The 22,999-nt window shown below is 52.0% G+C and carries 15 protein-coding genes and 2 tRNA genes; 9 read left to right on the plus strand and 8 right to left on the minus strand.

Annotation, left to right across the window (positions count from 1 at the left end; genetic code table 11):
- Positions 1-7 precede the first annotated feature (7 nt).
- The 6 genes from PKY88_03310 to PKY88_03335 form a co-directional block, all read right to left on the minus strand.
- The gene (locus PKY88_03310) at positions 8-844 is read right to left on the minus strand and encodes a rhomboid family intramembrane serine protease (protein HOQ04229.1); all 837 of its coding nucleotides are present in this window, start codon (positions 842-844) and stop codon (positions 8-10) included.
- A gap of 267 nt (positions 845-1,111) precedes the next feature.
- Positions 1,112-1,194 (minus strand) — tRNA-Tyr (locus PKY88_03315).
- Between the two features lie 137 nt (positions 1,195-1,331).
- On the minus strand, positions 1,332-2,720 hold the full coding sequence (locus tag PKY88_03320; GenBank protein HOQ04230.1) for a TrpB-like pyridoxal phosphate-dependent enzyme: 1,389 nt from the start codon (positions 2,718-2,720) through the stop codon (positions 1,332-1,334).
- A gap of 12 nt (positions 2,721-2,732) precedes the next feature.
- On the minus strand, positions 2,733-3,017 hold the full coding sequence (locus PKY88_03325) for a Trp family transcriptional regulator (GenBank protein HOQ04231.1): 285 nt from the start codon (positions 3,015-3,017) through the stop codon (positions 2,733-2,735).
- Between the two features lie 65 nt (positions 3,018-3,082).
- A complete protein-coding gene (gene ccsA / locus PKY88_03330; GenBank protein HOQ04232.1) occupies positions 3,083-3,895 on the minus strand; it encodes a cytochrome c biogenesis protein CcsA in 813 nt (270 codons plus the stop codon).
- Positions 3,855-4,655: a cytochrome c biogenesis protein ResB gene (locus PKY88_03335; GenBank protein ID HOQ04233.1), complete on the minus strand. Its 801-nt coding sequence runs from the start codon at positions 4,653-4,655 to the stop codon at positions 3,855-3,857. The genes ccsA and PKY88_03335 overlap by 41 nt, the downstream gene beginning before the upstream one ends.
- A 488-nt stretch (positions 4,656-5,143) precedes the next feature.
- Here PKY88_03335 and PKY88_03340 point away from each other — a divergent pair, with 488 nt between their 5' ends.
- The 5 genes from PKY88_03340 to secD all read left to right on the plus strand — a co-directional run bounded on the left by PKY88_03340 (position 5,144) and on the right by secD (position 13,025).
- Positions 5,144-6,433, plus strand: a complete 1,290-nt coding sequence (locus tag PKY88_03340; GenBank protein ID HOQ04234.1) for a DNA-directed RNA polymerase subunit alpha C-terminal domain-containing protein — start codon at positions 5,144-5,146, stop codon at positions 6,431-6,433.
- 74 nt (positions 6,434-6,507) lie between these two features.
- Positions 6,508-7,737 carry a SpoIID/LytB domain-containing protein gene (locus PKY88_03345; protein ID HOQ04235.1) on the plus strand — a complete coding sequence of 410 codons (1,230 nt, stop codon included), beginning with the start codon at positions 6,508-6,510 and terminating at the stop codon, positions 7,735-7,737.
- Positions 7,734-8,888 (plus strand): tRNA guanosine(34) transglycosylase Tgt, encoded by a 1,155-nt coding sequence (gene tgt, locus PKY88_03350; GenBank protein ID HOQ04236.1) that lies wholly within the window; start codon positions 7,734-7,736, stop codon positions 8,886-8,888. Before PKY88_03345 ends, tgt begins: the two co-directional genes overlap by 4 nt.
- A complete protein-coding gene (gene yajC, locus PKY88_03355; protein HOQ04237.1) occupies positions 8,885-9,307 on the plus strand; it encodes a preprotein translocase subunit YajC in 423 nt (140 codons plus the stop codon). The genes tgt and yajC overlap by 4 nt, the downstream gene beginning before the upstream one ends.
- Positions 9,308-9,344: 37 nt before the next feature.
- On the plus strand, positions 9,345-13,025 hold the full coding sequence (gene secD / locus PKY88_03360) for a protein translocase subunit SecD (protein ID HOQ04238.1): 3,681 nt from the start codon (positions 9,345-9,347) through the stop codon (positions 13,023-13,025).
- Positions 13,026-13,096: 71 nt separating this feature from the next.
- Here the strand turns inward: secD and PKY88_03365 are convergent, their stop codons facing one another.
- The gene (locus PKY88_03365; GenBank protein HOQ04239.1) at positions 13,097-15,295 is read right to left on the minus strand and encodes a TonB-dependent receptor; all 2,199 of its coding nucleotides are present in this window, start codon (positions 15,293-15,295) and stop codon (positions 13,097-13,099) included.
- 397 nt (positions 15,296-15,692) lie between these two features.
- Complete coding sequence (locus PKY88_03370) at positions 15,693-17,567, minus strand: carbohydrate-binding protein (GenBank protein ID HOQ04240.1); 1,875 nt, start codon at positions 17,565-17,567, stop codon at positions 15,693-15,695.
- A gap of 260 nt (positions 17,568-17,827) precedes the next feature.
- On the opposite strand from PKY88_03370, the gene PKY88_03375 reads away from it, so the two are divergent.
- The 4 genes from PKY88_03375 (at position 17,828) to PKY88_03390 (ending at position 22,962) form a co-directional block, all read left to right on the plus strand.
- Positions 17,828-19,312 carry an FGGY family carbohydrate kinase gene (locus PKY88_03375; GenBank protein HOQ04241.1) on the plus strand — a complete coding sequence of 495 codons (1,485 nt, stop codon included), beginning with the start codon at positions 17,828-17,830 and terminating at the stop codon, positions 19,310-19,312.
- A 24-nt stretch (positions 19,313-19,336) separates the two neighbouring features.
- Entirely contained in the window at positions 19,337-20,647 is a 1,311-nt protein-coding gene (xylA, locus tag PKY88_03380) for a xylose isomerase (protein ID HOQ04242.1), read from the plus strand.
- Between the two features lie 158 nt (positions 20,648-20,805).
- Positions 20,806-20,878: transfer RNA gene (locus tag PKY88_03385), tRNA-Lys, on the plus strand.
- Between the two features lie 233 nt (positions 20,879-21,111).
- Positions 21,112-22,962, plus strand: a complete 1,851-nt coding sequence (locus PKY88_03390; GenBank protein ID HOQ04243.1) for a glycoside hydrolase family 3 N-terminal domain-containing protein — start codon at positions 21,112-21,114, stop codon at positions 22,960-22,962.
- Positions 22,963-22,999 lie beyond the last annotated feature (37 nt).

The raw sequence follows: 22,999 nt of genomic DNA on the forward strand, positions 1-22,999 counted from the left end.
GCAGACTCTAAAAACGACGGGCTGATTGCTCCCGTCGAGTGGCTTCCTGAAGAGTTCGTTTTTCTTTAGCTGTCAGGGAATGTATTCCTTCGCGATTGACTTTCTCAAGAATACGGTCCACTTCGGCTTCAAACTGCCGTTCTTCCTCGAGCCGGCGCTGCCATTTTTGCTTTTTTCGAGACAGGCGAAACTTTGTAAACCATGGTTTGTAAATGACATACAAAGCACCGGCAGCCAATCCTGTCAAATGGGCAGCTTCTCCGCCGGCATTTTGACCTGTGGCAAATCGAAGCAGACTCAAAATAATCATAATTCCCACAAGAAACACAATGCGGACGGGAATTAGACCATAAATAAAGACGAGCATATTCGGATAAAGAATCGCCACAGCCATCAGAACGGCGTTCAGGGCCCCGGAGGCCCCTGCCATCGGTCCGGCCGGCAGAAGATCAAGAAGAACCAGCAGGATATAGACCAGTCCGCCGGCGGCCCCGCTGACAAGATAGAACCGCAGAAAGGTGCGGCTGCCCCACTGGTGTTCCAGAATCGGTCCAAAGAAATACAGCACAATCATATTGAAAAGAAAATGCATAGTATCCCAGTGGAGGAACTGGTAGGTAATCAGCCGCCAGACCTGCAGGGAACGCAGAAGCGTTTCAGGCCAAACGGCTCCCCAGGTAAAAAAGAAGTCTCCCAGCGTCGGCGAAATACAGAGGACAAACACAACAAAATTCAGCACCAGCAGCCATTTGACGACACTCCATCCACGAAAGGCCTCCCCCAAACGGAGGGTTCCCCCTTCACCCCACGAATCCCGCACATATTCTCGATCGTATAATCCCATTCGCTGACACTCGCATAAAAAATGTTTCTTTTTAAATTTTTCCCGGATGCCTATTGGATGCCCGGATTCCCGCTTTGGCGGGAATGACAGCGCTCCAAGGGGCCGGAGAGCTGACTGTGAAGGCTTGACCGCACCCAACAACAGGAATCCGAAAGTCCGGACTTCCGCCTGCCGGCGGTTTTGTCAGAACCCTTTCAATATCCCTGAAAAAAGCAAAGGTTTCAACCGGAAAATCAGCGGATTATCAGACGCGGGACAGATTTGAAATGGGCCGGGGTGGATTCGAACCACCGTAGGCGCTAGCCAATGGATTTACAGTCCATCCCCTTTAGCCGCTCGGGCACCGACCCATTCGGTCCTATCAGTTTAAGGATTTTTTCCCTTTTTTCAACAGGAATTTTTTTAAACTTTCTGGAAAACTTCGGTCAGATCTTCTAATAAAAAAGCCCGGCGGCGAACCGGGCTTTCTTTGTCCTGTTATCAGTTTTTACCACTTGCCGGATTTCCGCATCTCGGCTTTCGGATAATCCTTCAGGCACGCCTCCGTCTTGGCGAGTTCTTCATCGGGCAGTGCATACGGTTTGAGTTTTCCGGACATAAAAGCATCGTATCCGGTCAAGTCCATCAAGCCGTGCCCACTGTAGTTGAAGAGGATGACTTTTTCTTTGCCCTCTTCTTTGGCCTTTTTGGCCTCCTGGATGGCACATGCAACAGCGTGCGAGGTCTCCGGGGCACAGATAAAGCCTTCGGTTCTGGCCCAGGTCATTGCCGCTTCGTAGCATTCGACCTGGTCGATGGCCCGGGGTTTGTGAAGCCCTTCAACGATGCACTGGCAGACCAGCGGGGCCATCCCATGATAGCGGAGTCCGCCGGCGTGGATGGGAGGCGGTACGAAAGCATGCCCTAATGTAAACATGGCCAGCAGCGGGGTCGTGCCGGCGGTATCCCCAAAGTCATAGGCAAACGGTCCGCGGGTCATAGTCGGACAGGCGGTCGGCTCGACGGGGATAATCTCCATTTCGGCTCCGTGGATCTTTTCGAGTGTAAATGGAAAGGCCAGCCCGGCAAAATTGCTTCCGCCGCCCGCACAGCCGATCACGACATCCGGCAGTCTTTCGCCTATGCTTTTCAGCTGGGCCTTGGCTTCCAGCCCAATGATGGTCTGATGGAGCATCACGTGGTTGAGGACACTGCCCAGGGAGTATCTCGTCTTTCCGGTCGGGTCCGTAACGGCCTGTTCGATAGCTTCAGAGATGGCGATTCCCAGACTGCCCGGCGTATCAGGGGTTTTTGCCAAAATATCGCGTCCGGCCTTTGTCTCCGTGCTGGGGCTGGCAACGCAGTTGGCCCCCCAGACCTGCATCATCAATTTTCGGAAGGGTTTTTGGTCGAAACTGATGCGAACCATAAAGACTTTGCACTCGAGACCGACCAATTTGCAGGCAAAGGCGAGGGCCGAGCCCCATTGTCCAGCCCCGGTTTCCGTTGTCAGACGCTTGATGCCGAACTGTTTATTATACCAGGCCTGCGGAACGGCTGTGTTGGGTTTGTGGCTGCCGGGCGGACTGACGCTTTCATCTTTATAATAAATTTTGGCCGGGGTGCCCAGATACCGCTCGAGACGTTCCGCCCGCCGAAGCGGAGTCGGCCGCCATTGATAGAGAATATCCAGAATCTCCTCCGGAATATCAATCCATCGCTGGGTGCTGACCTCCTGTTCGATGAGATTCATTGGGAAAACCGGAGCCAGCATCTCCGGAGTAACGGGTTTGCCGTCCGGAGTCAAGGGCGGCAGCGGCGGAGTCGGCAAATCAGCCGCAATGTTGTACCACTTTCGAGGAATGTCTTTTTCCTGAAGCAAAATCTTTCGAGTCATTGGCTGCTCCTCTTACTTCAAGTATCGATTGGTTACAGAATCGGGATTTTTAAGAATTTTTGAACCGCGGGTAATCTTGCACAAACTGATTTTTAAGATTGCGGCAATCTGTCTTTGTGGAATCCCTTCTGAGAGCATACGCATCAGTTCCCATCGCAAAGACAAGTCATGAAGTTCCGCCGGGGTAAGGATTTCAGTCAGAAACTTCTTCATCTCCTCAGGAGTGCGGATTCGGCATAAGGTCTCTACAAGTCCCTCCACCCCCGATTTTTCCGCTTGTTTTATTCTGTTTGGCATACATTCTTTATAGTTTCTGTAAAAAGAAATGTAAAGAAGAAACCTTTAAATGTCGGAAAATCTCTTCATCCTGCATAATTGTGAAGTCCTTTGAAAAAAGTAGAGAGGTTGACCAAAAGAAGTGTGCAAAGAACCGCCAGAAAGCCGACAAGAAGCATCCATAAATTGGCATTTACATAACGAACTCCGAAATCAGCCCGCCAGTGAAAGTAAGCCAGATAAATCAGCCAGCAAGCCAAAGACCAGAGTTCTTTGGGATCCCAGCTCCACCAGTCTCCCCAGGCAATTTTGGCCCAGATGCTGCCGAGAATCAGGCCCATTGTTAAAAATGGAAAGGCCAAACGCACCAACCGGAAGGCCCGGTATTCCCGCTGGACAGGAGCGGCAAAGAGCCCCCCTGCTGCCTGGACGGCTGCATGGGCCAGAAGGATGTAGGCAAACATATATGTTCCCACATGCGGGATAAAAAAAGGGCTTTGCAGGGCCGGCGGCAACGGGCGAGGGTATTCCGGAAAAACGAATCCGGCGGGAAACAGGATGCAGAAACCGAGCAGACCTTCGGCCAATTCGGAAAGCGGGTCTGTCATACCCAGCCATCGTCGGCAAAACCAGGATAACGGGCCCAGAAGCATTCCGAGGGTCAGGAAGATTTCAAACATAGTCTGCAGGGGAAAGCCGAAGGCCCTGAACCAATGAAACAGCCAGGCCGCGGCCGAAGCAATGCAGCCGGCCTTCCAGAACAATCGGCGCATTCGCAAGGCCGGCAGAAAAACCCCTGCCGCCGAAAGGGCATAAAAAACCATTCCCAGATAAATCAGCAAACCAATGGGCGACGTTTTAATCTGAATGGCGATGCTCCTTTCGAATTGTCTTGACAAGGGGAACCAGCCAAAAATGTCCTGCTGCACCGAGCATTACGAGACAATAACCTGTCAATACAGCCGGAACCCCGCGATTGCTCACAACACCGAGTATGGTATAGCATCCTTTCTCGTTTTCTCTCCAGGATTGCTGAAAAAAAGTGTATCCGCCGTAAAAAAGGGGATGATTTACCCGGATGGAATGAACCGTCGGTTTTCCGTTCTGTCGGAGGACGATGCGGCTTTCATACTGTCTGGGCATTTGCGGGGCTGAGTAAGAAACGATGCAGCGGTTTGAAGACGGCATCCAGAAACCATTTCGTTCCCATACATAATAATATTCCTCGGTTCCATCCGGCCAGAGAAGTTTGAGTTCAAAGCCGGGATTTCGAATCTGAGCCGGTCCTTCCTCGGGAACAGCGAGGCCCTGCTGACGGCGCAGCTGAAGATTCTTATATCGGCCGAGCACTTCGAGGCGAAGCCCCCCTTCCAGCTCGACAGGCCCTTCCGGAATCTGCTGAAGGGTGCAAAGATTTTGCCGGGTGTTTTTGTCGAGTATGGAAAGAGCGGGATTGTCATAATACGTTATAGTGAATTGCTCTAAATAGAGGTCAAAAGGAAGAGAGCCGATTTGGCGGCCGGAGGCGTCATACACCTTGTTGGTTTCTTCCTGTTCCGAAAGAATCAGATACCCTTTTACAATTTCCGAAGTTCTCCCAAAACGATTTCTCCAATCCTGGGCTTTCGGAGACCCCCATAACCCACCCGAAATGACCATCAATACTCCTGAATGGAGCATAAAAAGGAATGGATGTGTCCGGAAATGTGTGTTCATCAAAGAAAAAAGCAAAAAAAGGTCAAATATCACCCAGAAAAAGAACAAGGGGAGGGACTGAAAAAAAAAGACAGCAGATTGACTGCCGAGGAATGAACCATAAATACAGAGTATGGCCCACAAGCCGAGAAGAATAACAGAGGTGAGCAGCCAAAAATGACGCATTTTCCTACTCCATATTTTTCGATTGGAATTGCGGGTTTATTATGTCGTTTTTCAACCCGCTTTCAAGGGAAAATACAGGTCTAACATTCAGCATTATTCTATCCATATAGTCCTGAAAAATCGTATTGCTTTTCTGAAATGAACTTATATAATGAGCGATTTAATTGATTTCTGAGAAAGAGCGTTTTTGTCTTGAAGAATGGAAAATCAGGGACGGCTTCCCGGACAGGAGGCCCCAAAAGGACAACGGATTAGGAGCGTTTTTTATGGTATCCCTTATTCAGGCAGATGCGGAATTGTTTGAAAAAGATGCGCCCTCAATCGAGGCGATGAAGCAAATGTGGCTTTCTGCAAATTCGAGTGAGCGGGCGCGAACGGCTTTGCTCGAAAAGGCCCGCAATTCTAAGAATACGCTGGCCTGCGGACTGGCTTATTTGTTCTGCGGCCAGAGCAGCCAAGCCGTCAGTGTCCTGGAGAAGGCGGCGGATAGTGTTCAAAAATATATGGGATTGGGGTACGCTTATCGTCAGCTGCACGAATATGAAAAGGCCGCAGCGGCTTTTGATAAGGCGGCCGGGTATCAGACGGATGCTATGACGGCGGCGATGGAAAAGGCAGCCACCTACCGAATGGCCGGGGAACTGGAAAAAGCAGCCCAAACTCTCTCCGCCTTTAGTCAGATGGAAAACATCAGCGCCAAGTACCACTTCCAGATGGGCAAGCTGATGGATGCTCAGGGAGATTACGAGAAAGCGATGCAGCATTATCAAACCGCTCTCGAACTGGACCCGGCACATGGAGAGGCACGCTTTGCGCTGGCCTATGCCTGCGACCTTCGGGGCGATGAGGAAACAGCTATTCGTCTTTATCAGGAGCTGATTGCTCAGCAGCCGACCCATGTGAATGCTCTGCTGAATCTGGCTGTGCTTTATGAAGATGCAGGGCGGTATGACCAGGCCCTGCAGTGCGTGGAGGCCGTGCTTCGGTCACATCCGAATCATCCCAAGGCCCTTCTGTTTCAGAAAGATATCGCCAGTTCCAAAGTAATGGTTTATGATGAAGAGCGGGAAAAACGGAAAGATCGTCAGAATAAAATCCTGGAGATTCCGATTTCTGATTTTGAACTGTCTGTACGGAGCCGGAACTGCCTGAAAAAAATGAATATTGAAACGCTCGGGGATTTGCTTCGGACTACCGAAGCAGACCTGCTTTCTTATAAGAACTTCGGCGAAACGTCCCTGATGGAAATCAAGCGGATTTTGGAGTCGAAGGGGCTACGCCTGGGAATGGCGCTCGAAGAAAAACCGGCCGGAGCGGTTGAACCGCCTGTGGTGCCGGGAGCCAGTCCGGAAATCCTGTCCAAGTCGGTCGATGAACTCGAATTATCGGTTCGTGCCCGGCGTGCGATGACCCGGCTGGGTGTAAAAACTCTGCTGGACCTGATTGGAAAAACCGAGGCCGAATTGCTCGGCTGCAAAAACTTCGGAATGACCAGTCTCAACGAGGTCAAGGAGAAACTCAGCAAATACGGTCTGAGTCTGAGGAAACTGGAATAAGGTTCTTCCCAGGACTCGGTGTCGAAACAATCCGGCGGATTTTGAAGCAGACGAACCTCTATTTGAGATGCGTCGTGAGAAGGAAGAACTGGATACGGATTCTGGCAGCCGGGATTCTGCTGTATGCCGGATGCAGCCGAAACCCCTTGCCGAGCGTAACCAGCGGCATTGACGACTCCGAAGAACGCTGGATACGAGTTTTGCTCTTTGGCAATTTGAGTGAGTGCACACTGTACAGCTACAGTGCTCTGGTGATAGAAGACCGTCAAACCGACAGTCGGGTTCGTTTCGAACGCCCCTACCAAACTCTTTCTGTTCAATGGCTCGGAGACGGATTCGGGATTGGGGACCAGCGTTTTCAGAATGATATTCTGATCCGCACGGAAAGCCCCTTTGTTTTTGAAGTGAATAAGGTTCCGTTTCGGGGGTATCTTCGGCTGGTTCAGAATCCGGAAGGCAGCGGCTTTCTGGCGATTAATCATGTTCCGCTGGAATCTTACCTTCGCGGGGTTGTGCCTGCGGAAATGCATTCGTACTGGGAGCCGGAGGCCTTAAAGGCACAGGCGGTTGCCTGCCGGACCTATTCCTTGTACATCAAAAATCGTTTCGGCTCCGGACGGCTTTGGGATTTGAAGCGGACTCAAGCCAATCAGGTGTATAAAGGTGTTTTGGCGGAAACAGCGCCGACCAACCATGCCGTTGCTCAAACAGACGGTCAGGTGCTTGTCTGTCCTGATTCCAAAGGGCAGCGGCGTCTTTTTCCTGCGTATTACAGCTCGGTTTGCGGAGGTCATACGGAAAACAGCCGAAATGTCTTTGGAGATTCGGTCAAAGCCCTCGAAGGGGTTGAATGTCCGTATTGCCGACAAACGGCCCGTCCGGATTTTTATTCCTGGTCCGGTGTTCTGATAGACCGTCAAATCCTCACAGAGCGGTTGGTGCAGCGGTATCCGTCCCTGAGCCGACTGGGCGAAATTGAGCGGATTGAGCCGGTCCGTGTATCGGAAAACGGCCGTATTACGTCCCTCCGTCTAGTCGGTTCGAACGGCCAGACCGCCTTTCTCCGAGGGGAGGATTTCCGGCTGACAGCAGATTCAAGCGGCCGCAGACTGAAAAGCACAATTTTTACGCTTCGGACAACGCCGCATGGATTTGAATTTACGGACGGAAAAGGGTTCGGTCACGGCGTCGGCCTTTGTCAAAGCGGTGCGCAGGCACTGGCTCGGCAGGGAAAAACGTATCGGGAAATCATAGAGTACTATTATCCGGGCAGTCAAATTGTGCGACTGGCGGAGACCCAATGAAGCATTTTACAATCGAGGTATCTGATTCGCAAACGGCGGCACGGTGCGGGATTTTGTACACCGGCCACGGTCCCGTCCGGACCCCCGCCTTTATGCCTGTGGGGACTCGCGGCTCTGTCAAGGGCATTCTGCCGGACCAGCTGAAGCAGACCGGTGCGGAAATGATGCTGGCCAATACCTACCATCTGCTGCTTCGGCCCGGTGTGGAAGTGATTGAGTCCCTGGGCGGTCTGCACCGGTTCAGCGGCTGGGAGGGACCGATTCTGACGGACAGCGGCGGCTACCAGGTTTTTTCGCTAAGCAGTTTGAATCGGGTGGATGATGACTGTGTTGAATTTGCCAGCCATATCGACGGCTCTCTGGTGGTGTTGGATGCCTGCTCGGTTATCCGAATTCAGAATCGGCTCGGTGCGGATATTATTATGTGCTTTGATGAATGTACTCCTTATCCCTGTCCGCAGAGCCGTTTGGAAAAAGCCGTTGAACGCACCGTTCGCTGGGCCCAATTGTGCCGTCAGTCCCACCAAAATCCGCAGCAGCTGCTGTTTGGAATCGTTCAGGGGGGAACGGATTTGACCCTGCGTCGTCAGTGTGCTCAGGCCCTGACGGCAATGGATTTTGACGGATATGCGATTGGGGGTCTGAGCGTGGGAGAGGGACATGATGCCCTCGTGGAGACAACGCAGTTTACGGCCCCCCTGCTCCCGTCTGACAAGCCGCGGTATCTGATGGGAGTAGGAATGCCGGCGGATATTGTGGCGGCGGTGCGGGCCGGGGTGGATATGTTTGACTGTGTTCTGCCGACCCGCAACGGCCGCAATGCTTTTGCCTTTACCGATGACGGGCCGATTCGTCTTCGAAACAGCCAGTGGACGCAGGATTCCGGGCCGATTGAGGAAGGCTGTCCCTGCCCGGCATGTCGAACCTTCTCCAAAGCGGCAATTCGGCATTTTTTCAATGTCGGAGAAATGCTCGGGCCGATTCTTGCGACGCTGCATAATTTGACGTATTATCAGCGTTTGATGAACACGATACGCAAAACCATATGGGACGGAACGTTTGAGGTCTGGTCCCGGACATTTATTGAAAAACACAAAAAAGAATCCCAAATGGAAATTTCAGAAACTCAAGAGAGGAAGGAATGCCTATGAAGTCAATATGGATGCTGGCCGCCGCCGAGCCGACGGCGGAACAAACGGAAGTCATCACCGCACAGCCCCAGGGCCAGACGGAAACAGCGGTTACGGAGCAGAAAGACTCCGGGATTTCTGCAGAAGGCCCTGAGAAGCCTCAGCCGAATCCCTGGGTCCAAATGCTGCCGTTTTTTATCATTCTGATTGTGATGTATCTGCTCCTGTTTCGGGGCCCCCGCCGCAAGCAGCAGGAGCACCAGAAAATGGTCTCTTCCTTGAAGAAAAATGACCGGGTTCGGACTATCGGCGGCATTTACGGAACGGTGGTGGATGTACGGCCGGATGAAATCATCCTGAAGGTTGATGAATCCACGAATACAAAAATCCGGGTCATTCCGTCGGCTATTGCAACAGTCATCTCCGACGAGAAGAAGTAACGGCAACGAAAAGAACAACTCTCAAATAGGAACCATTATGAACAGGAACTTGATCTGGAAACTGCTTCTGATTGCGGCTCTGATGATTCTGGGGATTTGGGTTGTTTATCCTCCGCAGGAACGGCTGAAACTGGGACTGGATCTTGCCGGCGGCACCAGTCTGATCTATGAGATTGACACAACGGGGCTTTCTCCTCAGGAACGCAAGGGACTGGCGGAAAGCATGATTCCCATTCTGATGAAGCGAATCGACCCCAGCCATATGGCCAATCTCGTGATGCGTCCGCAGGAGGATACCCGCATTGAGATTCAGCTGCCGGTGTCCAGCCCGGAAACCCGCCGGAAACGGCAGGCCTTTCAGGAAGCGTTGCAGGACCTTGAACGGCAGAATCTGAACCTGCTCCAGGTCAAGAAAATGCTTTCTCTGCCGAAAGAGGAACGGCAGGCCCGTCTGGAGTCTCTGGCACAGAACAATCCGCAGCGGCTGGCTGTCTTAACTGCTCTGGCTGAAGTATACGACCTGCGGACCGCCAGGCAGAATGAACGGGATCAGACTTGGGCACAGATGGAGGCACTGCTGAAACCGCTCCAGGAACAAGGGTTGGATACGGATTCGATTCGTTCCAATATCCCTCTTTGGTATGAACAGCCCGAGGAACGCCGAACTCAGGCGATGCAGGGATTTGTCAAATGGCTCAAACCCGCAGAACCTGCCCAGGACCAATTGACTCCTGAACAGACGGCATTGCTGGATGTTCTCAAGCAGTATTTGGCTCTTTACGGGCGCTGGGCGGAAGCCGTCAATGAATTGACGCGTCCTGACGATGGAGCCAATGCTCGCTGGAACAAGGCGGTGGCAGACCTGAATCGGCTGAACCTGAATCTCCAGCAGCTGCAGGATATTCTTGAACTGCCGGCCAATTCAATACGCCGCCGCGAGGCGCTGGATGAGCTGAAGAAGCAGTTCCCGGACCGACAGGAAAAAATCGCTCAGATTGAGACCCTTTATGAGGAATACCGCAAGGTAGCCGGTCTGCTGGATGATCCGGAAGACCTCAAGCGGATGCTCAAAGGGTCCGGTGTGCTGGAGTTTCGAATTCTGCCGACACCGGACGACGGCCGGACCAATATGGATGAAATGCGCGGCTATCTGGAGGCGCTTCGGCTGAAAGGACCGCGACAGGCATCGGATGCCAAGTATGTATGGGTGGAAATTGAAGACCCCGCCAATTGGCCGGATGGACTAGGCATTGTCGGCACATTCGGGGATAAGAAATACGTCCTGGCGAGCAATCAGCCGAAGGAGTGTATGCTCCATTCGCCGGACAAGAAGTGGAAACTGCGTCGTGCCTATCCGACTCGCGACGACAAAGGACTGCGTGCGATTGGTTTTACCTTTAACCAGACGGCCGCGAATCTGTTTTTCAATCTGACACAGGATAATCTCAAGCGGCCGTTGTGCATTATCCTTGATGACCGAGCCCTGTCGGCTCCAACCATTCGGGCCGCTATCAGCACCTCCGGAATTATCGAAGGGAAATTCAGTCCCACAGAGCAGACGGATTTGGTCAACAAGCTGAATGCCGGCTCATTCCGGGCCAAATTGTCGGAAGTACCGATTTCGGAGAAGACCATCGGTCCCCTGCTGGGTGCGGATAATCTCCGACAGGGGCTGCGTGCAGGGTATATCGGTCTGATTGCAGTGGCCGGTTTTATGTTCCTTTACTATCTGCTGGCGGGTGCAATCGCAGACATCGCCCTGCTGCTCAACCTGCTGTTTGTGCTGGCGATGATGGCGGCTTTCAATGCCACCTTTACTCTGCCGGGCATCGCCGGTTTGATCCTGACAATCGGCATGAGCGTGGATGCGAATGTGCTGATTTTTGAGCGCATTCGGGAGGAACAAAAGCGAGGTTCGAGTCTCCGTGCCGCGATTGCCAATGGTTACGGTCGGGCCTTTCGGACGATTTTTGACGCCAACCTGACGACATTCGGTGTTGCGTTTATTCTGCTGATGGTGGCCTCGGAGGAAATCAAGGGATTTGCCATTGTTTTGATGCTCGGCATCATTTCGAGCATGTTTACGGGCTTGTTTGTCACCCGAGTCATTTTTGATTTCCTTATCGGTCGACGGATACTCAATCAGCCGCTGAAAATGTTTGCAATTCTTCAAAATGCCCGCGTAAACTGGATGGGAATGCGGCCGCTGTTTTTGGTGATTTCCGGATCTCTGATGATTGGCGGTCTGGCTGTTTTCTTCACGCGAGATGAGACGACAAACAGCAAATATGATATTGAGTTTACCGGCGGTACCAGTGCCCAAATCGACCTAAAGCCTGGAACGGCTTATACCCGAAAGATTGTGGAAGACAAGTTCCGCCAATACGCCGAATCCATTGGAAATCGCGCTTTGGCGGCCGCCAAAGTTTACAGCATCGGAGACAGCGGTCTGCAGTATGAAATTACCACGACGGAAACCAACCGGTGCCGGGCTCAGATTGTTTTCAGCGAGGCCGGTCAAACGGTTCAGAGTGTTCTGGATGCCGTCCGGTCGGCTGCACGAAAACTGGATCAGACGCTTCCCGCCCTGGAAGTGAAGTCTCTGGACGAGAAACGCTTTCAGATTACAACACGGCGACTGAATCTTTCTCTTGTTCAGGAAGTTCTTCAGGAGGCCTTCGGGGACAAAATGACCATTGCGGAGCTGAAGATCGATGAAATTGTCAGCGATGCGATTCGAGCGGCTTTTAAAGATCTTCTGGCGGTTAAAGAAGACCTCAAACCCCAAATCGTCTGGGCTCGGGAAGTACCGGTGGGCACTCCGGAATTGGCAGACTTTGCCGGGGGAGTCCAGATTTTGGTCAAATTAGGAGTGCCCTCTACCGCAGGGGAAGTTCGGACCCGCCTGCAGGATTTGAAATTCAAACGGGATACAGAGAATCTGCAATGGTATTCCTTCCAGATTTTCCAGCCCAATCTGAATGAATTGCCCGACAGTCAGCCGATAGAGGAATTCCTGTATGTGAGCATGCACCCGGAAGCGGCCTTTCGGACGCTGACGGAGGAAGAACGCACCCAATACACAAACAATGAGACAACACGGATTACGCAGGCCCTTTCGATGGAGACCTCTCTGTCGCGTGTCACGCAAATTGATCCGTCAATCGGCTCGGAGGCCAAAGTGCGGGCGCTGCTGGCCATTGTCTTGTCGCTGGCGGCTATTGTGCTCTATATCGGCTTCCGATTCGGCAGTGTCCGCTACGGCATGGCGGCTATCATCGCTCTTGTTCACGACGTCTGCATTACGCTGGGGTTGGTTACGGCCTGCACCTATGTGGCCGGTACCCCGTTGGGACAGGCACTGGGTATTTTGGATTTCAAAATTAATCTGGAAATGATTGCCGCTTTTCTGACGATTATCGGTTATTCGCTGAACGATACCATCGTGGTATTCGATAGAATTCGTGAGAACCGCGGCAAGACGATGATGCTTACGCCCAGACTGATTAATGACAGCATCAATCAGACGCTCTCCAGAACAATCCTGACCTCTTTCACCACGTTCCTGGTTCTCTTCATTATGTATGTGTGGGGCGGAACAGGAATGAGGGGATTCAGCTTTGCGATGCTCGTGGGGATTGTAGTCGGGACATACTCCTCCATAGCCATTGCCGCCCCCATTTTTCTGTTAGGCAAAAAAAACCAGGATAACACCTGATTATTAGCAGTTTGACGGACAAACAAGGCAGGCCGCCGGTTTCTCTGAGCGGCCTGCTTTTTTTGTTGGTTTCAGAATCGGAGCTGATAGCGAACGCCCACCATTGTCGGCTCTTCAATCCAGGCACTCTTGTCCGGATAGGGTTTTTTGTAGCCGGAAGAATAGGAATAGCGTTTGTTGTCTCCGAGCACGGGAATATTCTGGACATAGAAGGTCAGTTCGGCCGCCTTGCTGATGTGATAGGTAAGCGACAGATTGGCCGTAATTTCCATATCGTAAGCATCATGTTTTTTGACATCGCGAATTCTTGCCGCCGTGCCGCCGGCTTCTTCCAGAGCATCCAGCCCGTCACGGCAGCCCTCAAAGCCCCAAAAGGTTTTCAAATCCCCATGGAGGGTCAGTTTGCCGTCAAAAAACTGGATATTGCTGAACAGTTTTGTTGCATGATTGGACCAGTTGTTCAAATCATTTCCCTTCGAAGTAATAATGACGCCGGAGCCCGCATTGACATAATAATCCGAATAACTGATGCCGGAAGCCTCCATCCCCTTGTCGAGCTGCCAATCCAGCTGTTTGACAAATGAATGATTCACACCGAGATTCCAATTTTCTTTTTTGTACTGGGCTTCGAGTTCAATTCCGGCGGTTCGCAATGTTCCGATGGGTGCGCTGCGGCGGGCCGTCCAGTCCCAGGCAATCACGGCATTTTTGTTTAGGAATGTCGAGGCCTGATAAAACAGATTTTTCCCGCCCTTGCCGGAATAAATCAATTCGAATGTGTCCAGTTTTTCCGGTTTGTTGGATGTGCCGATTTCGTGGCTCATATACAGCTCTTCCTGGGTATTCATCCGAACAGACCGCTGGGTAATAAACTTAAGATACTCGTCCTCTTTCAACTCATATATCCAGGCAAACCGGGGAGAAAACATGTAATCCGTATAGCTGTGCTTATCCAATCTGGCCGACCACAGGGTGCTCATCCGGGAGCTGTGTTTGAGGTTGACTTCACCGAGAAAGGCATAGGTGCCCGTTTCCCATCCTTCTCCGACGGGAAAATAGCGGTCGCTGTCTTCGTTTACCTGACCCGTCCCGGCCGTGCTGGTGCCGTACGCTTCCGAAGTAGGCCCGCTGATAATGCCTGTCGCCAGTCGAAGTCCGTCATCTTTATCCTTCCCCCAGGCAGGACGGATTAAGTCATAGCTGTACTCAAATCCTATCGCCGCCTTCAGCCAGTCCTTCTCCGGCTCGTAGTTCAGCATGAACCGTGCAAAATACTCCCATTCAGACCAAATCCAGCCGATGTTCTGCAGGTTGTCCTTGTCGTTATCGAGCTTGGAATCCCACTTCTCAATGTTATGAACATCGATAGAACTTAAGCCGAAAGTGCTTTTTAAATTCAGCTCGTCTGTCAATGGAGCCAGATTCTCGAGGGCAAGCTGAAAATAACGATAGCGGGTTTGACGGAAATCCTTGTATTGGCCGTCGAACTCATATTTGACGCCGGACCCCTGGGCTAACTCAGAGGAGGTATTGGTATAGCGTGCCCAGAACCGCCAGTTTTCCCAGAAGTTGAAATCCACATGGGCTTTGATTTGGGGTTCATTGAAGAAATCCGTCATATACGTAAACGGCGGACGAGGCCGGTAAGGAGAAGTAGGATATCCCTTTACATAACCGCTTCGAGTCGCATTTTCAACGCCGAACAGGTCCGGGTTAATTCCCGCCGTATCCACGACACTCAGATATGTATAAAGAGAGGTTTTCTCCCCCTGATACCCGTAACTGACGGAGTTGCCGATGCTGTCGTATTTGTCCCAGAATTTCCCGGCCAGCTGCAGTCCCGGATAGTCTTTGGCTTTTTTCGTGGTGATATTGATGACACCGCCGATGGCTCCCGGTCCATAGGTAACGGAACCGGGTCCGCGGATAATTTCCACCCGTTCAATATCGCCCAAATCCCAATTGAGCAGCTCCAGCCGTGCTCCGTAATGGGCCTTGATGTTGACATTGATTCCGTTGACATTCACAAGGAACTTGTAGGGCCGATCGGCGATGATGCCGCGGATGCCGGGCACGGGACCGACACTGTGGTTCATATACAGAGCGCCGGGCACATAGATTTCAATCAAATCGAGCAGGTTTCGAGCCGGTGTGCGGGCGATATCTTCCGCCGTGATAACTGTAATGCTGGCCGGCACCTTGAAGGGATCTTTTTCTGTAATGGAACCGGGAACGTAGACTTCAATATCCATCAACTCAGTCAAAGACATGTCAAAGAGGTCTTTTGCAACAGGTTCTTGTGCATGGGTCAGTGCGGCAGCAACACAGAAAAATCCTCCATAAAGCGCCCGGAAGAAGGCAAAAATTTTCGTATTCCGTGTTCGCATCGGTTGACACCTCATTTTTCACTAACCGATTTAGCGGCGGGTCTTTACGTATTTAGTATCGGCTAAGTAAAAAAACGGCTTTGTTCAGAAAAAAACCTGCTGCAGAAAGAACATATACATTAGGCTGGGTTCGATAATAACTCGGAAAGCAGCAAATATTTGCGGTCTTGGACGAGAAAAGGCCGTTTTCAGACGGTGCTTGTTTTTATATAAAAATGAAAAAGGGACGTTTAAAACACAGAGTGAGCTCCTGCCGGTGCTTCTCTTTTTCCTGCCGGATTTAATTGCAGACGGCAATCTCAGGAGATGGACCGCTGACTTTGAAATAATCGATGTTGGCACAGCCGTCGCTGGTGAGGGCTTCAAGGCGAACTTCTTTGAGTCCTGCTGTTAAGGAAAGCTCTATCGATACGGTGGTATAGTTTTCCCATGCACCCGTTGACGGAAAATCGATGCCTGCTGCCGCCTCAATTCCGTTTATCAGCAAGCGGGCGGGACGGGCAGTTGAACCGTTGGCAAACCGCCAGGTAAAAGTGTAGGTTCCCGATTCGGAAAGGGAAATCTTCCAGTTGATGCTGCTTCCTGCCGCATTCGTTGTATCACAATATCCATAGCCGGTATAGCCCGGATGCTCTTCCGTATCCACAATGCCGTTTAAATCACACAAGCCGGTGATTGTCAGGGTCGGGTTTTCCTGAATGATGATGCTGTCTGAAGCGTCATCAGGAACGGCGCATGCTTGGGCCGAATAGACGGATTCATTGTGATTGTTGTCCACGGCCGACACGACATAATAATACATCATACCATTCACAGCAGCTTCGTCCGTATATTCGGAAGCGGACAAAGGAGCCGCATTCAGTTTTACGTATCCTGTGTCCCAGGATGTTGAACGATAAATGTTGTAGCCCGCCAGGTCTTGTTCGGAATTGTCATCCCACTGCAGGAAGACGCGGGCATTCTGCCCCACAGCTCGCAAATTCGCCGGAGCGGCCGGCGGGGTTGTGTCCGGAGGGATATAAAGCCAGTTGCTCACAAACAGAGCCAGTTCCTCCAAATCGATAATGCCGTTCGCATAGTAGTCTGCGTTTTCGATTCCGCTGACGGCCTTCCAAGACCCTGCAAAGACGGCAAAATCGGTGTAATCGATCTGTCCGTTCAAATCAAAATCGCCGTACAATCCGAACAGCCAGTGCGGCGGATAGCCGTCTTTGCCGTCGGCTCCGGCTCCCCACTGAACAATCACCGGAACCATCGAAGCGGCATCCAGGCTATAGGCATACGGCGGTGTGAAAACGCTGTCAGTGCCCGGATGCACCGTGCCGGTGCAGTTGTCCAGAATATTTCCAGAAGCAGCGATTTTGCCCTTTACCGTATCATCGTAGTCAATATTGTAATAAGGATTATTTACTTCTTTGAAGTAGTTGTTTTCTATCAGACATTCGGCATAGAGCCGCGCCCAGACGCCGTAGAGTGTCTGCACGCCTGTACAGTGGTAGTAATTGTTGTACAGATGCACCTTTCCAAATCGCACGGACGGGATTCGCTGCAGACACATTGCCCCGAACCAGTTGTGATGGTACGTGATATGCAGTTTGCCGTAGTCATCTGTTGCGCTGTCGCTGCTGCCGACCAGACTGACCCGCTGATTGTTCATCGGCTGGGTAAAATAAAATTTGCACCAGGATACAGTGATGTTGTCGGAACGGCGCGTGATATCCACCAGACCGTCATAACAGTCGTAAATGGTACATTTTGTGATAAAAACATTCGTGATGTCTTCCTTGACGGCGATTCCGTTTCCCTCCCCATAGCCCTGTGGACAACGAATCGTCAACCGCTGAATAATGACATTCGAACAGCCCTTCTTAAACCCGAGCATGCCGATAATCGTGGGATTGATTCCTGTACCTTCGATGGTTTTGTTTGATTGAATACTGATTTTGCCGCCGATGGAAGCCAGGTCCAATGTGCCCGAGACCTGAATAATATAGGGGGTATTGACTGTTTCCGCATAGGTCTTCAGCTCTGCAGGAGTGGATACGACAACAGTGATCCCACCCGCCCCGCCGGTTGTATTCTGACCAAATCCATCTGCTCCGCGAGAAGCGGCCCCGGACACAATTATCAGAAAAACAAGCACTATTTTTTTCATCGGGTTCCTTTCCGCTCCAGCCGGTAAACCAGCCCCATTCTGGAACAATCTATTACTATATTTTCGCTCTGTTTTAGCCGTTTCACAAGGCAATCTTGCGCCCAAAAAAAGACAATTTTGCGCAGGGTCCCGTCTTCTGACCGTCTCTGCGGAAAGAGATTTGCGTAAAATTCTGAAAAAACTCTTCTTGCACTCGCGCAAAAGGTTCCTATAATGGCCTTCAGTAATCGATTACTGAACGATGATATTGGGAGAAAGCAATGTACCTGCTTGGTTACGATTCCGGCACCTCCTCTATCAAAGCCACTCTTTTGGACTCCCAAACCGGGAAAGTCGCTGCTTCCGCCGCCGCACCGAAAAAGGAAATGCCTATCGAAGCTCCTCAGCCGGGCTGGGCCCAGCAGAATCCGCAAGACTGGTGGGTCAACCTGAAAGCGGCCACCTCAGAAGTCTTAAAAATATCCGGAGTGAATCCGTCCGATATTAAAGCCGTCGGGATTACCTACCAGATGCACGGGCTTGTCTGTATTGATAAATCCGGGAATGTGATTCGTCCTGCGATTATCTGGTGTGACAGTCGAGCCGTTGAAATTGGCAATCAGGCCGCCAAAGATCTCGGGGCGGAGCGATGCCTGCGTGAACTGCTGAACTGTCCGGGCAACTTTACGGCCAGCAAGTTAAAATGGGTCATGAAGAATGAACCCGACCATTACAAAAAAATCTGGAAAATCCTGCTTCCGGGCGACTGGCTGGCGTTGAAAATGACCGGGCGGGCGGTCACGACGGCCTCCGGATTGTCGGAAATGATACTCTGGAACTTTCCGAAGGCCGCTCCGGCTGATTTTCTGATGGATTATTACGGATTTGACCATTCCTTTCTTCCTGAATTGGTGCCGACGTTTGGCCCTCAGGGGGAATTGACAAAAGAGGCTGCCGCGGAGCTGGGGCTGAAAGCCGGTACTCCTGTAACGTATCGTGCGGGCGACCAGCCCAACAATGCTCTGTCACTGAACGTGCTCGAACCGGGCCAGATTGCGGCTACGGCGGGCACCAGCGGGGTTGTCTACGGCATCAGCGACCGCCCTGCCTATGACCCGAAATCTCGTGTCAATATCTTCCTCCATGTCAACAATACCCCTGGGCAGATTCGCAACGGCGTTCTTCTGTGCATCAATGGGACGGGGATTCTGAACAGCTGGCTCAAACATACGGCTGCGGCCGGCAGAGATTACCCGGAAATGAATGCCTTGGCCGAGCAGGTCCCCATCGGCAGTGAAGGTCTGGTGATTCTGCCCTACGGCAACGGAGCGGAGCGCACGCTGGAAAACCGCAATCTCGGGGCTTCAATACACAATTTGAATCTGAATCGCCATCATCTCGGTCATCTGCTGCGGGCCGGCCAGGAAGGAATTGTCTTTGCACTCCAGTACGGGCTGGAAATTATGAAGGATATGGGGATTCGGATGGACACGGTCCGGGCCGGAAAGGCCAATATGTTCTTGAGTCCTGTTTTTGCTCAGACTTTTGCGACCCTGACCGGAGCCGTCGTCGAATTGTACAATACAGACGGTTCGCAGGGAGCTGCCCGCGGTGCCGGTATCGGGGCCGGCGTTTATAATACATTTGCTCAGGCCTTTGAGACCCTTCAAAGGGTGGAAACCATCGAGCCCAGGCCGGCACAGGCGGACCTGTGCCGTCAGGCCTATGCGGCATGGCGGAATATCCTGCACAAACAGCTCGGATAACCTATACTAAGAAAGGGGAAAACAATGACGGAATATTTTCCTGAAGTCAAAAAAGTGGTGTATGAGGGGCCTGATTCCAAGAATCCTCTGGCGTTTAAGCATTACAATCCCAAAGAAAAGGTGATGGGCAAAACGATGGCCGAGCATCTGCGGTTTGCCGTCTGCTACTGGCATACAATGAAGGGGCTCGGGGCGGACCAGTTCGGGATGAATACAATTGTCCGCAGCTACAACAAGGCCTCTGACCCGATGCAGCGGGCCGAACAGACCCTTCAGGCGGCGTTTGAATTCTTCACCAAACTGGGGGTTCAGTTCTGGTGCTTCCATGACCGCGATATTGCGCCGGAGGCGGATAATCTGGCTGAAACCAACAAGCGTCTGGACAAAATTGTGGCGATGGCCAAGAAGCTGCAGTCGGATACGGGCGTAAAGCTCCTCTGGGGCACGACCAATGCCTTCTCTCATCCGCGTTTTATGGCCGGAGCGGGAACGAATCCGGATCCGCACGTGTTTGCCTATGCCGCCAGCCAAATCAAGAAGGCGATGGAAATCACCAAAGAGCTCGGCGGTGCAGGATATGTCTTCTGGGGCGGCCGCGAGGGGTACGACACGCTGCTGAATACCGATATGAAGCGGGAGCTGGACCATATGGCCCTGCTGCTGCAGATGGCGGTCGATTACAAAAAGAAAATCGGCTTCAAAGGCCAGCTGTACATTGAGCCCAAGCCGAAGGAACCAACCAAACATCAGTACGATTTTGATGCGGGCAACTGTTACGCCTTCCTGCAGAAGTACGGTCTGGTAGAGCACTTCAAATTGAATATCGAGGCCAATCATGCCACGCTGGCGGCTCATACGTTCCATCATGAGCTGGCCTTCTGCGCCGCCAACAACCTGCTCGGGTCGGTGGATGCCAATCGCGGAGACCTGCTGCTGGGATGGGATACGGACCAGTTCCCGACCGATTTGTATGATACGACGCTGGCGATGTATATCATCTTGAAGGCGGGCGGATTCACGACCGGCGGTCTGAATTTTGACGCCCACGTGCGTCGGCAGTCTATCGACAATGTGGACCTCTTTTATGCCCATATCGGCGCGATGGACGCCTTTGCCCGCGGGCTGAAGATTGCTGCTCGTCTGATTAAGGACAAGGTGTTCGACAAAGCCGTTAAAGAACGCTATGCCGGCTGGGATACTCCGTTTGGGCGTGCCATTGAGGCAGGCAAAATGGACTTTGTAAAGCTCGAAAAATACATTCTCGAGAATGGAGAACCGAAACTCCGTTCCGGACGGCAGGAGCTTCTGGAAAACATTCTGAACGAGTATATTTGATAGGACAATTCTGCGTTTCCAAAAAGCCCGTTCTCCAGAGAGAGCGGGCTTTTTTATTCAGAAGACTTTTCCTTGTTTTTTGCGTTTTTTCTTGATATTTTTCCTTTTCGTGTTATGTTTTATGGCCTTTTCAGAGAGTCAGAACCACTCTGAAAGGCGGAGGCGTAGCTCAGCCGGTAGAGCAACGGCCTTTTAAGCCGTAGGTCCTGGGTTCGAGTCCCAGCGCCTTCATTGTTCATAAGGTCTTTCCAGAAAACAAGTTAGATTTTTACGTTTCCTTCATGCAAATCGGTTTCCATCGGAAAAGGAACCATCTTTTTCTGTCAAACCTTCTTTACTCGCTCCAACCGGCTCCTTACAATGCCGGCTGCTCGGCCGTCTTCCAGAACGCGTTTATGGGTATGCCGGAAGACGCCGCGGAACCGGTAAGAACTGAACCATTGTAGCGAAGAGGATTTTGCTCTATGAAACAGCTGGGGATTTCACGCTGTCGATTTTTTGCAGGGATTGCTTTTGTTTTGGCATTTTTGATGTTGGGGCTTGATTCCTCGGGGCGGCCCCGTTCTTTGTCTTCTTATGACCCTCAGGCCAATCAGCTGCTGGCCCGAATGACCCTCGAGGAAAAAATCGGCCAGATGATTCAGGCGGAAAGCACTTCTCTGCTCAAAGAGTCTGACATCGAAACATATTATCTGGGTTCAATCTTGAGCAGCGGGGATGCAGACCCGCCGTCGGGAAATACGCTGGAATACTGGACGGAAAAATATGAACGGCTTCAGAAAAGAACCCGATATACGCGACTGAAAATCCCTCTTCTTTACGGGGTGGATGCTGTTCATGGGCACAGCAACGTGCTCGGTGCCGTCATCTTCCCGCACAATATCGGTCTGGGATGTACCCGCAATCCGGAATTAGTCCGGGAAATCGGACGCATTACCGCCCGGGAAGTCCGAGCGACCGGTATCCAGTGGACCTTCGCTCCCTGTGTTGCCGTTCCGCAGGATGAACGCTGGGGACGTACGTATGAAGGATTTTCGGAAGACCCGCAGCTGTGTGCGCTGCTGGGCGCGGCGGCCGTTCGGGGCCTTCAGGGAGATAATCTGCGAAATCCGTACTCCGTGCTGGCCTGTGCGAAACATTATGTCGGAGACGGCGGAACCCTCTTCGGCACTTCTGAAAACGGCAGAGGGCTGGATCAGGGCGATGTCAGAACGGATGAAGAGACTCTGCGACGCATCCATCTGACCCCCTATCCGGCTGCCATCCAGGCCGGAGTTGGAACCATTATGCCTTCCTACAGCAGCTGGAACGGCGTAAAGTGTTCCGCCAACAAATATCTGCTGACCACCGTTCTGAAAGAAGAACTCGGATTCGAGGGCTTTTTAATCTCTGATTACAATGCCATCCGGCAGGTTCACCCGGATTTCAAGACGGCTATCGGCATCTGTATCAATGCCGGGATGGATATGGCGATGGAGCCGAACCGCTATCGGGAGTTCTTTGTCTATTTGAAGGAACTGGTGGAGGAAGGTACGGTTCCGATGTCTCGAATTGACGACGCCGTCCGCCGAATTCTGCGTGTCAAGTACGCCATGGGCCTGATGGATAAGGGATACTCTCTGAAAGCCGACCGCCGTCTTCAGAAGGAATTTGGTTCGGAGGCCCATCGACGGGTTGCTCGACAGGCCGTTCGGGAGTCCCTTGTTCTGCTTAAGAATGAAAACCGAACGCTGCCTCTTTCCAAAAAAGCAGCCCGAATTCATGTGGCCGGCCGGAGTGCTGACAACCTTGGCAATCAATGCGGCGGCTGGACCATCACCTGGCAGGGCCAAAGCGGCCCCGTCACGCTTAATGGAACCACTGTTTTGACCGCCATCCGCCGGACTGTGTCCGAACAAACCCTCGTGACCTATTCAGATGACGGAAAGCGTGCAGAGGGAGCAGATGTTGCAGTGGTGGTAATCGGGGAAAGACCGTATGCAGAGGGGTATGGAGACAGGGAAAATCTGGAAATTTCCCGAGAGGATAAGCGGGTAATCGAAAATGTGAAAAAAGCTGGAATCCCGATTGTTGTTGTCCTGTTTTCGGGCCGTCCTCTGATTCTCGGTGAAGTTCTCGACCAGGCGGATGCCCTCATTGCCGCCTGGCTGCCCGGAACCGAAGGACAAGGCATTGCGGATGTTCTTTTCGGGGATTATAAACCGACCGGGAAACTGTCCTTTTCATGGCCTAAGTCAATGGACCAAATCCCCATTAACCTCGGCGATAAGCCCTATGAACCTCTGTTTGAGTACGGATACGGCCTGACTTATTAATCCTGACACGGCCGAAGGAGCCGGCAGATTTAGACTG

This window comes from Anaerohalosphaeraceae bacterium, from assembly GCA_035378985.1.
Lineage (GTDB): Bacteria > Planctomycetota > Phycisphaerae > Sedimentisphaerales > Anaerohalosphaeraceae > JAHDQI01.